This is a genomic window from Streptomyces sp. NPDC003032 (assembly GCF_053591415.1).
The window spans coordinates 244,374-256,400 of sequence record NZ_JBSFTT010000011.1; the positions used below are offsets into that span (position 1 = coordinate 244,374).

11 protein-coding genes are annotated in these 12,027 nt (G+C 73.1%); 5 read left to right on the forward strand and 6 right to left on the reverse strand.

Annotated features, from left to right (window positions below):
- The first annotated feature begins 252 nt into the window (after window positions 1-252).
- A complete protein-coding gene (locus tag ACWDZ7_RS18330; RefSeq protein ID WP_451798058.1) occupies window positions 253-1,404 on the forward strand; it encodes a hypothetical protein in 1,152 nt (383 codons plus the stop codon).
- Between the two features lie 48 nt (window positions 1,405-1,452).
- Here ACWDZ7_RS18330 and ACWDZ7_RS18335 read toward each other — a convergent pair whose 3' ends face one another.
- From ACWDZ7_RS18335 to ACWDZ7_RS18345, 3 genes are all read right to left on the reverse strand, one after another.
- Complete coding sequence (locus ACWDZ7_RS18335) at window positions 1,453-2,613, reverse strand: GTP-binding protein (protein WP_451798059.1); 1,161 nt, start codon at window positions 2,611-2,613, stop codon at window positions 1,453-1,455.
- Window positions 2,614-2,625: 12 nt separating this feature from the next.
- The gene (gene rpmF / locus ACWDZ7_RS18340) at window positions 2,626-2,796 is read right to left on the reverse strand and encodes a 50S ribosomal protein L32 (protein WP_451513960.1); all 171 of its coding nucleotides are present in this window, start codon (window positions 2,794-2,796) and stop codon (window positions 2,626-2,628) included.
- Between the two features lie 66 nt (window positions 2,797-2,862).
- Complete coding sequence (locus tag ACWDZ7_RS18345; protein WP_451798061.1) at window positions 2,863-3,384, reverse strand: hypothetical protein; 522 nt, start codon at window positions 3,382-3,384, stop codon at window positions 2,863-2,865.
- Between the two features lie 30 nt (window positions 3,385-3,414).
- Here ACWDZ7_RS18345 and ACWDZ7_RS18350 point away from each other — a divergent pair, with 30 nt between their 5' ends.
- Genes ACWDZ7_RS18350 through ACWDZ7_RS18360 form a run of 3 tightly spaced genes read left to right on the forward strand, consistent with a single transcriptional unit; the run spans window position 3,415 to window position 6,177 of the window.
- The gene (locus ACWDZ7_RS18350) at window positions 3,415-4,002 is read left to right on the forward strand and encodes a helix-turn-helix domain-containing protein (RefSeq protein ID WP_451798063.1); all 588 of its coding nucleotides are present in this window, start codon (window positions 3,415-3,417) and stop codon (window positions 4,000-4,002) included.
- A 55-nt stretch (window positions 4,003-4,057) separates the two neighbouring features.
- Window positions 4,058-4,957 (forward strand): MerR family transcriptional regulator, encoded by a 900-nt coding sequence (locus ACWDZ7_RS18355; protein ID WP_451798064.1) that lies wholly within the window; start codon window positions 4,058-4,060, stop codon window positions 4,955-4,957.
- Window positions 4,954-6,177, forward strand: coding sequence for a glycosyltransferase (locus tag ACWDZ7_RS18360; protein WP_451798066.1), 1,224 nt, complete (start codon window positions 4,954-4,956; stop codon window positions 6,175-6,177). The genes ACWDZ7_RS18355 and ACWDZ7_RS18360 overlap by 4 nt, the downstream gene beginning before the upstream one ends.
- Window positions 6,178-6,349: 172 nt before the next feature.
- Here the strand turns inward: ACWDZ7_RS18360 and ACWDZ7_RS18365 are convergent, their stop codons facing one another.
- The gene (locus ACWDZ7_RS18365; RefSeq protein WP_451798067.1) at window positions 6,350-7,591 is read right to left on the reverse strand and encodes an MFS transporter; all 1,242 of its coding nucleotides are present in this window, start codon (window positions 7,589-7,591) and stop codon (window positions 6,350-6,352) included.
- Between the two features lie 159 nt (window positions 7,592-7,750).
- Between ACWDZ7_RS18365 and ACWDZ7_RS18370 the strand changes: the two genes are divergently transcribed.
- Window positions 7,751-8,695 carry a LysR family transcriptional regulator gene (locus tag ACWDZ7_RS18370; protein ID WP_451798068.1) on the forward strand — a complete coding sequence of 315 codons (945 nt, stop codon included), beginning with the start codon at window positions 7,751-7,753 and terminating at the stop codon, window positions 8,693-8,695.
- 9 nt (window positions 8,696-8,704) lie between these two features.
- Here ACWDZ7_RS18370 and ACWDZ7_RS18375 read toward each other — a convergent pair whose 3' ends face one another.
- Window positions 8,705-10,375 (reverse strand): amidohydrolase, encoded by a 1,671-nt coding sequence (locus ACWDZ7_RS18375; RefSeq protein WP_451798070.1) that lies wholly within the window; start codon window positions 10,373-10,375, stop codon window positions 8,705-8,707.
- A 57-nt stretch (window positions 10,376-10,432) separates the two neighbouring features.
- Entirely contained in the window at window positions 10,433-11,905 is a 1,473-nt protein-coding gene (locus ACWDZ7_RS18380; RefSeq protein ID WP_451798071.1) for a purine-cytosine permease family protein, read from the reverse strand.
- Between the last annotated feature and the right edge of the window lie 122 nt (window positions 11,906-12,027).

A 12,027-nucleotide genomic window follows, 5' to 3' on the forward strand; every position in this document is an offset into this window, starting at 1 on the left:
TCGGTGGTGACGGATGTGGCAGCCACAGTGCCCCGTACACGATCAGCCCGACAAGAGGCGCACCGTCCGAGCGCCGGCTGCGCCTCGTCCGAGCCATGCCTGCCCGCCGCCCGCCTGACCGCCCGAGGGTGATCCGCGGGCGTTCGGGTCCGCCGTCCGGCGGAGGTGGACGGACCCGGGGGCCGACGTGGCGGCGGCGCTCGCGCGCGAGCCTCGGGGAGGACGGCGATCTTCGGCCCCCTGGAGGAAACTGTGACGGCCCCCGCGAACACCCCACAGCCCCCAGGGCCCTCACGGCCCACCCAGCCCCCACAGTCCAGGCGCTCGTGGCCGAGAACCGACGGCGCCCCCCGCGCCCCTTGGGTCCGCCGCCGGCCCGACTGGGCGCCCCTCGCGGCCCAGGTCTGGGGCGGGCTCTACGCCATAATCCTCATCGGATGGGCCGCGACGGGCACCGCCGTGCCGCTCACGGCGCACACGTACCAGCCGAAGGCCCTCCAACTCGCCCAGGCCGCCTTCGCCGTACTGGCCGCCGGGGTCTGCGCGGCGCCGCCCGGACATCGCGCCGGAACCGGCCGCATCGTCGTGGGGATCTCGCTCGTACTCCTCATCCCCGCCTTCGGCTGGGGCGCGATCGGGCTGCCGATGCACTTCGTGACGCTGGCTTCCGGCTCGGGAGTGGAGAGCGCCACAGGGCTCGCCCACATGCTCCTGAACACGTGCGGCACCGGACTCCTCGTCATGGTCGCGGTGGCGTACCGGCGCCGCTCGCGCGGCCGGTGCGCCCGCTGCGGCCGGGAGCACGCGGGGCCGAGCGGCGGCCCGTCGGTCCATCCCCCCGCCTCCACCGCGTCGCCGCGCACCCGCGTGACGGCGTACGTCCTCGTGTGCGGGCTGCTGCCCTGGTCCGTGGTCAAGACCGTCTGGCTCTTCGGCGGCGACGCGATCGGCGTGAGCGGCGAGGCGTGGCAGAACGACGTGGAGGCGGAGGCGGAGGGCGCATCGCGGTCCCTCGCCGCGGTAGGCGTCGACGTCACCGTGCTCGCGGCGCTGCTCGGCGTCTTCCTGCTGGCCGGCCTGATGTACCGCTGGGGCCAGGTGTTCCCGCGCTGGACGCTGCTCCTCGCCGGGCGACGCGTACCGCGGCTGCTGCCGCTGATCCCCGCCTGGCTGACCGGCGCCGCCCTGTCGGTCTACGGCGCGGGGCTCCTCGTATACGCCCTGTTGAGCGCGCTCGGCGTGGTGCGGGGGGTCGAACCCGCCGGGGTCTTCACCACCGCCGAGGGGATGACGTGGATGGTGACCTTCGGCGGGCTGTCCTTCGGGGGCCTGGGCGGCGGCCTCCTGGTGGCGGCCCGGTCGTATGCGGCACGTACGCGTACGGTGTGCGGCGGCCGTGAGTGATCACTCCGTGTGTCGGGCGGCGTAAGGCCCCGCAATGACAGGGTGGCGTCACGCCTCGCACGCGTCGACGCCGTGCGTGTCCCACGCCGGGAAGGGATCGTTCCGCGGCGCCTCCTCGCCCTCGGCGAGCAGACAGCGGGTCAGCGCGGCGCGCAGCGCCCCGGCACGCAGCTCCGTACCGATGAACACCAGCTCCTGGCCCTGCGGGTCGTCCGCCGTGCGCGCCCCCGAGGGCTCGAAGCGGGCCACGGAGCCGGCCTGCGACCACAGACCCGTCACCCGGGGGCGGCTCGCCAGCCAGAAGAAGCCCTTGGAGCGCAGGATCCGCCCGAAGGCTCCGCTGTCCATCTGCTCCGTGACGAAGGACCACAACCGGCCGGGGTGGAAGGGCCGCTCCGCACGGAAGACCGTGCTCGAAATGCCGTACTCCTCGGTCTCCGGAACGTGCTCTCCGTTCAGCTCCCGCACCCACCCTGGAGCCTGCTGGGCACGCTCCAGGTCGAACAGGCCGGTGTCCAGGACCTGCGTGAGATCCACGCGCCCCCGGGTCGCGGGCACCACGCGGGCGAGCGGGTTGAGGCGCGCCAGGGTGGCCGCGAGCCGCTCGGCGGTGTCCGCGTCGACGAGGTCGACCTTGTTGAGGACGATGACGTCGGCGAACTCCACCTGGTCCATCAGGAGGTCGCTGACCGTGCGCTCGTCGTCCTCGTACTGGTCGAGGCCGCGCTCCACGAGGCCGTCCCCGTCGCTCAGTTCAGGCAGGAAGTTCGCGGCGTCCACCACGGTCACCATGGTGTCGAGCCGGGCCAGATCGTCGAGCGTGGCGCCGTCGTCGCGCGGGAAGGCGAAGGTCGCGGCCACCGGCATCGGTTCGGAGATGCCGCTGGACTCGATGAGCAGATGGTCGAAGCGGCCCTCGCGGGCCAGCCGGTCCACCTCTTCGAGCAGGTCGTCGCGGAGGGTGCAGCAGATGCAGCCGTTGGTCATCTCGACCAGGCGTTCCTCGGTGCGCGAGAGGGCGGCCTCGCCGCCGCGGACCAGCGCGGCGTCGATGTTGATTTCGCTCATGTCGTTGACGATCACCGCGACGCGCAGGCCCTCGCGGTTGCCCAGGAGATGGTTGAGCAGCGTGGTCTTGCCCGCGCCGAGGAAGCCGGACAGGACGGTCACGGGCAGCCGGTCGCGCGCCGCGGTTCGTACGTGCGTCATATGGGGCGGCGCTCAGCTCTCCGGGCGCAGCAGGCCACGCTCGTACGCCCTCAGCAGCCGCTGCGGGACCATGTGCCGCGTGCCGTCGACGGTGACGGGCACCAGTTGCGGGGTGCTGGCCTTCCACTGGGCGCGGCGGTGACGGGTGTTGCTGCGGGACATCTTCCGCTTGGGTACGGCCATGGGTCTTGGTCCTCCTGAGATGTGAGGTCGGGGTGGCGCCCCGACGCTATATGAAAATGGATACCATTAACAACTGGCGATGGCGACGGCGCCTGCCCAGGCGAGATACGCGGCGTTCACGACGAGCCGCGCCGCCACGCCGGGTCCCGTGTCGAGGAAGCGGGTGGCGGAGCGGGTGTGCCGGGCGGCGTCCAGGTGCGAGATCTGGAAGACACCGAGCAGCACGACCGCGACCCAGCCGCCTGCCCCGCGCGTGGCGGGGGCGAACAGCAGCCCTGCCGTCACGAGTTCGGCGAGAGCGCTCGCGGCGACGATGATGGAGGGCGACGGCAGCCGGCCCGGAACCAGGGTGCGGAAGTACGCGGGGAAGGCGACGTGAGCGAGAGCCGTGCAGGAGAGGAAGACCGCGAGGGCCAGGGCGGCGAGGGTGTGCATGCGGCGATGGTCGCGCCGGGCCTTGAGCGGCGTATTGAACAGAACGCTTGCGCAGGGGGTGGTGACATCGCCCTCTTCTGTGAAGCCCGTCCGTACGAAGTCACGCCGCACCGGCATCCCGCCTGGAAGCTCGTCCTGCCGATCGGTGGTCACGCCTTAGTGGGGGAGTCGGCCGGGGCGGGCGTGCTGGTTCCACCGCGGTACACGCACGTGTGCGCCACCACGTCCGCCTTCGTCGCGGTCTTCCTCGACCCCTGGTGCCTGCGGGCGGACCCCTCCGCGCCGACGTGGCTGGACGGCAGGGCCGTTCGGCGGCTCCTTGATGCCTCGGGCAGTGGCGATGGCGCGGGCGGTGTGGGCGGTGTGCCGGACGTGGAGGCGTTGCGCGCCGAGGTGGCCTCCGTCGCGGGACCGCGTACGGGCGTCGATCCGCGCGTGCCGTATGCCGTACGGGCGGCCTGCGCACCCGCCTCCCGCATCGACGCCGTCGCCGCCGAGCTGGGCCTCTCGCCGGCCCGGCTGCGCGCCCTGGTCGCGGCGGAGGTCGGCATTCCGCTGGCCACCTTGCGCCAGTGGGGAAGGCTGCGGGCCGCGTTCGGATCGCTCGTGGGGGAGGGCGGCGCGGGCGGCGTGAGGATCGCGGACGCCGCCGCCGACGCAGGCTTCGCGGACCAGGCGCATCTCACCCGCGCCGCCCGGCGCTTCACCGGACGTACCCCCGGCTCGCTGGACCGTCGCCCTTGCCCTCGCCCTCGCTCTCGCCGCCGCTGACTTGACCCTCACGTCGCGTCAGGCTTCAGGCTGTACGTCGACGAAAGGGAGGTCCATGAGCTACACCGTCGGGCAGGTCTCCGGCTTCGCGGGGGTCACCGTCCGTACCCTGCACCATTACGACCGGGCCGGGCTGCTCACACCCGGGGAGCGCAGCCCTGGCGGCTACCGCCTCTACAGCGACGCCGATCTGGCCCGGCTGCAGCAGATCCTCTTCTACCGGGAACTCGGCTTCGCCCTCGACGAGATCGCCGAGATCCTGGCCGACCCGCAGGCCAACGCCCTTGACCAGCTGAAGGCCAGGCGCCGGGCCCTGCGCGAGCAGATCGGCAAGCTGGAGCGCCTGGTGGAGGTCGCCGAGCGTGCCATGGAGGTGCAGCGGACCGGCGTGAGTCTCAGCCCCCAGGAGCGGTTCGAGGTCTTCGGGGAGATCGCCTTCGACCTGAGCTACGCCACCGAGGCCGAGCTGAAGTGGCAGGACAGCCCGGGATACCGGGCGGCCATGAAGAGCGCCGCCGCGCACTCCAAGGAGGACTGGGCGCGGCTCATGGACGAGGCGGCGCGGTGGCGGGACGAGTTGCTCGCCGCCTTCGACGCGGGGGAGCCCGCGGGGAGCGAGGCCGCGACGGGGCTGGCCGAGGCGCACCGGCAGTACATCGCCCGCTGGTTCACCCCGTGCCCTCCCGAGACGCATCTGCGGATCGCGGACGACTTCGCCGAGGATCCGCGCGCCTTCGCCCTCGTCGTACCGCCGTCCCAGCAGAGGCCGGGGCTCGCCACGTACCTGCGTACGGCTGTCCACGCCAACGCCCTTCGCCGCGCTGGTGCGGAGGACGCCGCGGACCACCCTCAGGAACAGGGCGAGCCTCACGAGCCTCAGCCGGACAGAAACACTCACCCTAAAGGTGAGGTTGACAGCGACTCCGCTCCTCGACCCGGAGGAAGAGACCGATGACCCGCGTCCTCATCACCGCCGCCGGTTCGTACGGCGATGTCGCCCCGTACACCGGCCTCGGCGTACGCCTGCGCGAAGCGGGGCACGACGTGGCGCTCGCCACGCAGGAATCCTTCGCGCCGCTGGTCCAGGCGGCGGGTCTGAAGTTCCGTGGGCTGCCCGCCGGCGTGCCCGCCGGCGACGGGGCCACGGGAGGTGGACGCAGGGAATTGATGCGGACGGCCGCGGCCTTCGTACGCGACCTCGGGGACGGTCTCGCGGACGCCGCCGTGCGCGGCGCCGAACTGCTCGTGCTCTCCACGACGACCGCCCCGCTCGGCTGGCACCTGGCCGAGGCCATGCGCATACCGGCCGTGGGCGCGTATCTCCAACCGACCCACCCCACGCGGGAGTTCCCGCCGGTCGTCGGCGGTGCCCGGTCGCTCGGCGGGTTCGGCAACAGGGCTCTGGGCCGCTTCTCGCTGCGCATGGTCGACCGCGTCTACGCCGACGCGGTGCGTGACCTGCGCGCCCGTCTGGCGCTGCCGCCGGAGGCGCCGGGCGCCGTCCGGGCCCGCCAGGAACGGGCCGGTTGGCCGGTGCTGCACGGCTTCAGCCCGGCCGTGGTGCCGAGGCCCGCGGACTGGCGCGCCGGGCTCGACGTCGTCGGCAACTGGTGGCCGCACCACGACCCGGGGCAAGCCGCCCTGCCCCGTGAACTCGACGACTTCCTTCGGGCCGGGCCGCCGCCGGTGTTCATCGGGTTCGGCAGCATGGCGGCCGGGAACGGTGAGCGGCTGAGCGAGATCGCGGTCGCGGCGTTGCGTGCGGCGGGGCTGCGGGGCGTGCTGCAGGCCGGGCGCGCGGGTCTCGCGGCGTCCGGCGACGACGTCCTCACCGTGGGGGAGGTGCCGCATGCCGTCCTCTTCCCGGAGATGGCGGCGGTCGTGCACCACGCGGGGGCGGGCACGGCGGCGGCGGGGCTGCGTGCGGGGCTCCCGGCCGTTCCCGTGCCGGTCACGGCGGACCAGCCCTTCTGGGCCGCCCGCCTCGCGTCCCTGGGCGCGGCGACGGCGCCCCTCCCCTTCAGGGACCTCACCGCCCCTCGCCTCGCTGAGGCGCTCCGTCGCGTGGCGAGCGAGGACTCATACGCGCGGTCCGCCGCGGACATCGCGCGGCGGATGGCCACGGAGGACGACGGTGCGGGGCATGTGCTGAAGACGGTGGAGCGGCTGCTCTAGCGGCGGTGGCGGTGCGCCTGGCGGCGGGTGGTTGCTCAGGACACCGGTGACCCCCCGCGGGCGCCGCTGCGATCGCCTCGGGCGACTTGAGCAGGGCCCGCAGGCCGCCTCTGGGGCCCCGTTCGCGCCTCAGGCGGCCAGAGCTAGCCGAGTCTTGCTGAGGCCGCCCGCCCTAGCCGCCGCCGACAACCGCCGGCTGCCGCGGCCGGCGGTTCTGACGCGGCAGCAGCAGCGGCGTGGCCAGCATGAGCAGGCCGGCTGTCGCGATCGCGGTGCGCGGGCCGGTGAGGGCGGCCAGTAGGCCCCACAGGGCGGTCGTGGCCGCGGTGGTGACCTTGCCCGTGATCGACCAGGCAGACAGTGTGCGGGCGACGCGGTCCGTCGGGATCTGTTCGAGGCGATACGTGGCGACCACCGGGTTGAACACGCTGGAGCAGGCGATCAGGCCGAACTCGACGACCATGACGAGGACGAGCCCGGCGACGCCCGGGCGGACGAGGGCGAGCCCCGCGGACCAGCACACGCGCAGTACCCCGAAGGAGAGCAGAACCGTGTGCTGCCCGTACCGCGCGACGAGGCGCCGGGCCAGCCGGGAGCCGATCAGCCCTCCGGCACAGGGCACCGCGAAGGCGAGACCGTACTGCCAGGGAGCGAAGCCGAGGCTGCCGAGCATCAGCACGGCGAGCAGTGGCGAGGCCGCCATGATCAGGCCGTTGACCAGCAGCGTGTTGAAGAACAGCGGGCGCAGCGCAGGGCTGCCGAGGATGAACCGCCACCCGTCGAGCAGATCCCTTCCCCGGAGCCGGTCCGGTGCCCCGGTGCGCACGGGACGGGGTTCCTTGCCGCCGATCGCCCGCAGGCCCACGGCCGAGAGCAGATAGCTGACCGCGTCGGCCGTCACGGTCAGCACGGGTCCGAACAGACCGATCGCCGCCCCGCCGAGAGGCGGCCCGAGCATGGTGGCCGTCCAGGTCGTCGACTCGAACCGCCCGTTCGCGACGAGCAGGTCCCGTGGAGGCACCAGCCCCTTCAGGTAGGCGCCGGCGGCCGCGCCGAACGTGATGTCGGCCGCGGCGACCACGACCGACACGACGAGCAGCTGCGCGAAGCCGAGCAGCCCGAGCGCGAACGCGGCGGGGACGCTGATCAACGCAGCGAACCGGATCAGGTCCATCGCCATCATCACCGGCCGCTTGCGGCGGAACTCCACCCACGGCCCGAGCGGCACCGCCACCGCCGCCCCCACCGCGAGACCCGAGGCTGCAAGGAGCGCCACCTGCGTGGGACCGCAGTGCAGCACCAGGATCGCGATCAAGGGAAACGCGTCGAACGCCAGCCGCGTACCGAACGTACTGACCGCGTACGCCGCCCACAGCCACCCGAACCGCCGCCCGAGCGACCGTCTCCCCGCCATCCCGCGCACCCCTCACCCGACAACCCCGACGACCCGACAACCCTGTGTTGACCGGCGCCATCCAACCGGCTCTCCCACCGCCCGATCAAACAACCGTCCCACTGGCCGGCCACAACCATGCGTTGTGTGAAGGGGGCCGCCGTTCGTAGGGTGGCAGTCATGGATCTCCATGCAGTGCGCGCCTTCCTCGCCGCCGCGGAGGCGGGCCAGTTCCAGGGCGCCGCCGCCGACCTGTCGATCACCCAGCAGGCCGTCTCCAAGCGCATCGCCGCGTTGGAGAAGGAACTCGCCGTACGGCTGTTCACCCGCACCGCGCGCGGCGCCCGGCTCACCATCGACGGACAGGTGTTCCTGCCGCACGCCCGCGAACTCCTCCAGGCCGAGGAGCGCGCGGCCGCCTCCGTACGGCCCGGCAGCCGCGCGCTGCGCGTCGACGTGATCGGCCGGCGGCTCGCGCCGGCCGCCCTGCTGCGCGGCTTCCACCGCGCGCACCCCGACACCGCGCTCGACGTGGTGACGCTCTTCGACGCCGACGCGGCCATCACCGCCGTACGGTCGGGCACGATCGACGCGGCTTTCCGCGCCGTCACGGTGCCCGCCCAGCGGCTCCCCGACGGCATCGAGGCCGCCCGCGTCCACGACGAGCCCATCCAGCTCCTCACCGGACCGGGCCACGCGCTCGCGGGCGCCCGCGCGGTCACCCCGGCTCAGCTCGTCGGGCACCGGATCTGGATGCCCGGCATCGTCACCGGAACCGAGTGGGCCGCCTACTACGACGAACTCGCCGTGGCGTTCGGGCTCACCATCGAGGCGACAGGACCCGACTTCGGCACCGAACCGCTCCTGGACACCATCGCGGACTCCCCGGGGCTCGCCACCTTCGTGGGCGAGCAGACCCGTCTGGTCTGGCCCGCCGACGACGACCTGCGGCGCATCCCGGTGCACGACCCGACGCCGGTCTACCCGCACTCCCTGATCCGGCGCGCGGACAACCCGCACCCGGCGCTCACCGCACTCCGCACCCATCTCACCGGGACCCGCCCCACCGCCGACGCCGCCACCGCGACCTGGACACCGGCATGGACCTGGGCATGGGAACGGTGAGCGGAAGTCTCAGTTCCGCCGGTCGACGACCGTCTCCCCGCCCACCACGACCACTTCGGCCCGCGTCCCGGGGATCTCATCGGGGCGTACGCGCAGGATGTCCCGGGACAGCACGACGAAGTCGGCCAGCTTGCCCACGGTCAGCGAACCGCGCTCGTCCTCCAGGAAGTTGGCGTACGCGGAGCCCATCGTGTAGCCGCGCACCGCGGTCTCCACGTCCAGGGTCTCGGCGGGCTGCCAGGCGGTCCCGCCGGCCAGTGGGCGGCGGGTGACCGCCGTGTAGATGCCCGCCATCGGGTCCATCTCGGCGACGTTCCAGTCGCTGGACAGGGCGAGCACCGCGCCCGCCTCGTGCAGGCTCCGCATCGGCCAGGCCTTGTGCCAGCGGTCGGCGCCGACGTTCTCGGCCCAGTCCTTGCCCGGCCCCGCGATGTCGGGGGCGCAGTGACGGGGCTGCATGCAGGCGACCACGCCCAGCTCCGCGAAGCGCGGCGTGTCGCGCGGGTCGAGGCACTCGACGTGGACGACCTGGTGGCGGGCGTCGCGCGGACCGTTGACGGAGCGGGCGTGCTCCACGGCATCGAGGACCGTGCGGATACCGCGGTCGCCCGTGGCGTGCACGAAACACTGGAAGCCGCGGGCGTCCAGCTTCGCCAGCAGCTCCGCGAACTCCTCGGGCGGGTAGAACGTGTCCCCGCGATGCCGCCCGCACCCGGCGTACGGCTCCAGGAGGGAGGCCGTGCGCGGCTCCACGACATCGTCGATGTACAGCTTCAGCGGGCCCACGCGGAGCCGGTCGTCGGCGAAGCGCTCCGCCGCCGCGGCGAAGTCGTCCAGGTCCGCGTCGCCGGTGCCACGCGGGTGGAAGAGGGCGGCGACGATCCGCGAGCGCAGCCGCCCCTCGGCGCGAGCCCGCTCGAACAGCGCCAGGTCGTCGAGGGAGTTCTGCGGTTCGACGACCGTGGTGATGCCGTAGCCGATCGCGTCGTCCAGGCTCTTGGCGAGCCGCCCGTACTGCCGGTCGGGCGACGCCCACGGGACGCCCAGCGCGCGCAGCGCCCGGTGGCCGTCGCGGCTCAGGCCCCTGACCGCGAAGTCCTTGACGAACCCGGTCGGTTCGCCCGTCGCCGGGTCGATCTCGGCGCGGCCGAACGGCAGGGACGTATGGTCGCGGTCGACGCCGAGGCGGCGCAGGGCGGCCGTGTTGAGCCAGGCGGTGTGGACGTCGTAGCTGAGGACGAAGGCGGGGGTGTCACCGGTGGCCGGGTCGAGGTCGGCGGCGCGTGGCATACGGCCGCCGGGGATCGCGGAGTAGTCAAAGGACTCCGCCTCGATCCACTCCGCGTCGGGGTGCGCGCCGCGCCAGGCGCGGATCCGGTCGTGGATCCCGCCGAGGGTGCGGGCGCCTGCGAGCTGCACGCAGGCGTCGTCCGAGCCGAGCCGTACGTGGTTGTGGGCGTCGATGAACCCGGGCAGCACGAGCCGCCCGCGCCCGTCGATCACCCGCGTGCCCGGCCCCGTCCAGCGGTCGGCTTCCGCGTCCGGCCCGAGCCACGCGAGACGTCCGTCGCGGACGGCGAGCGCTTCGGCGGCGGGCAGGTCCGGGTCGACGGTGTGGATGCGGGCGTTCCGCAGCACCAGGTCGGCGGGGGAGGGGGCGGCGGTGGTCGTGCGGGTCATGAGGTGAACTCCTGGAACGGTGCGTGTCGTTCGGCGCGTACGAGATGTGCGTGCTGTTCAGGGCGTACGAGATGGAGGCCGGGTGAGGGGCGCGGCTCGGACGGTGCGGCGGGCCAGGGCCCAGTAGGTGAGCCCGGAGACGAGTGAGCCGAGCAGGGTGAGGTCGCCGCCGCCGAGCGGTGCCACCAGCGGGCCGGTCCACAGCTCGGAGTCGCAGGTGAGCGCGGCGAAGGCCATGCCGGTGACGAGCGCGGCCATCCCGGCGGGGTGGAACCCGGCGCGGTACCAGTACGCCCCCGCGCGTCCCTTCGCGTGCAGGGCCTCGGTGTCGTAACGGCAGCGGCGCAGCAGCATGTCGGCGAGGAACACCCCGCCCCACGGCGCGAAGACGATGATCAGCAGGGAGAGGAAGCTGAGCAGCGACTCGGTGAAGTCCGTCAGGAAGAGCGAGCCCAGTGAGCCGAGCGCCGTGACGGCGACGCTGATCACGATGGCCTTGGCGCGGCTCCACGGGATACCGAGGACCTGGAGGTTCAGGCTGGAGGAGTAGAGCGTGAGGATCGAGTTGGTCACCGAGCCGCCGAGGACCAGGAGCAGGAAGACCGGCCGGAACCAGCCCGGAAGCAGGCCCTCCACCCCGGCTACGGCATCCGTCATATCGGCCTGGGTCGCGGCCGCGACGCCCGCGACACCGAGCGCGACGGAGGAGACGAGCCCGCCGAGCGCGCCGGAGAGGGTGATCGAGCGCAGCGAGGTGTCCGGCGGCAGATAGCGGGTGTAGTCGGCGGGCATCGGCAGATACGAGAAGGGGCCCGCCAGCATCACGACGAAGGCCAGCGTCCACCCGGAGAAGCCCGCGCCACCCGCCCCGCCCGCGCCCTCCGCGCCGCCCGCCGCCCCGAACGCCCCGCCGAACTCGGTGCCCGGCAGCAGGAGAAGCAGCAGCACGCCGAAGCCGGCCGCCAGGACGTACGCCAGCCACCGCTCGGCGAGCTGCACCGTCGCGTGCCCCCACATGGCGACCGCGAAGGTCATGGCGAGCGTCGCCGCGAGCGCCAGTGCGCGCGCCGTGTCGCCGCCGCCGAGGCCGAGGCCGGCGAAGAGGACTTCCAGGGCGAGCGTGCCGACGACCGTGTTGACGACGGTGTAGCCGATGGACACGACCCAGTTGAGCAGCCCGGCGGGCAGGTTCCCGAGGACACCGAACGGCGCCCGGGAGATGACGAGGGTCGCGGTGCCCGTGCGGATGCCGCTCAGGCCCGTGGCGCTGATGGCGAAGAAGGACAGACCGCCGATGACGACGACCGCCACGGCCTGCCAGAAGCTGAGACCGAAGGAGACCGCGAGGGCGCCGTTGATGACGTAGGTGAAGGTCAGGTTGGAGCCGAACCAGAGCCAGAACAGGTCCTTGGCGCTGCCGTGCCGATCCGCTTGGGGGATGGGGTCGATGCCGTGCGTCTCGACGCGGAACACCTCGTCGCTGGTGACTCCCGTGCCTGTCCCGGGGAACACCGGGGCCTGTCGCGCCATGCGGGACCTCGCTCTCCGGCACCCAGACCTTGAATGCCGTTCCAGAAGTTAGAACGGCATTCAAAGTGCGGCACGTGTGCCGGTGGCGTCAAGACCCTGGCCGAAACCACCGTGCGGCCGGG

Bases quoted from the DNA above. Each gene is read 5' to 3' on its own strand.
- ACWDZ7_RS18365 (WP_451798067.1), bottom strand. From the start codon at position 7,591: ATGGCGGGGAGACGGTCGCTCGGGCGGCGGTTCGGGTGGCTGTGGGCG.
- ACWDZ7_RS18375 (WP_451798070.1), bottom strand. From the start codon at position 10,375: ATGACCCGCACGACCACCGCCGCCCCCTCCCCCGCCGACCTGGTGCTG.
- ACWDZ7_RS18335 (WP_451798059.1), bottom strand. From the start codon at position 2,613: ATGACGCACGTACGAACCGCGGCGCGCGACCGGCTGCCCGTGACCGTC.
- ACWDZ7_RS18360 (WP_451798066.1), top strand. From the start codon at position 4,954: ATGACCCGCGTCCTCATCACCGCCGCCGGTTCGTACGGCGATGTCGCC.
- ACWDZ7_RS18380 (WP_451798071.1), bottom strand. From the start codon at position 11,905: ATGGCGCGACAGGCCCCGGTGTTCCCCGGGACAGGCACGGGAGTCACC.
- rpmF (WP_451513960.1), bottom strand. From the start codon at position 2,796: ATGGCCGTACCCAAGCGGAAGATGTCCCGCAGCAACACCCGTCACCGC.
- ACWDZ7_RS18355 (WP_451798064.1), top strand. From the start codon at position 4,058: ATGAGCTACACCGTCGGGCAGGTCTCCGGCTTCGCGGGGGTCACCGTC.
- ACWDZ7_RS18370 (WP_451798068.1), top strand. From the start codon at position 7,751: ATGGATCTCCATGCAGTGCGCGCCTTCCTCGCCGCCGCGGAGGCGGGC.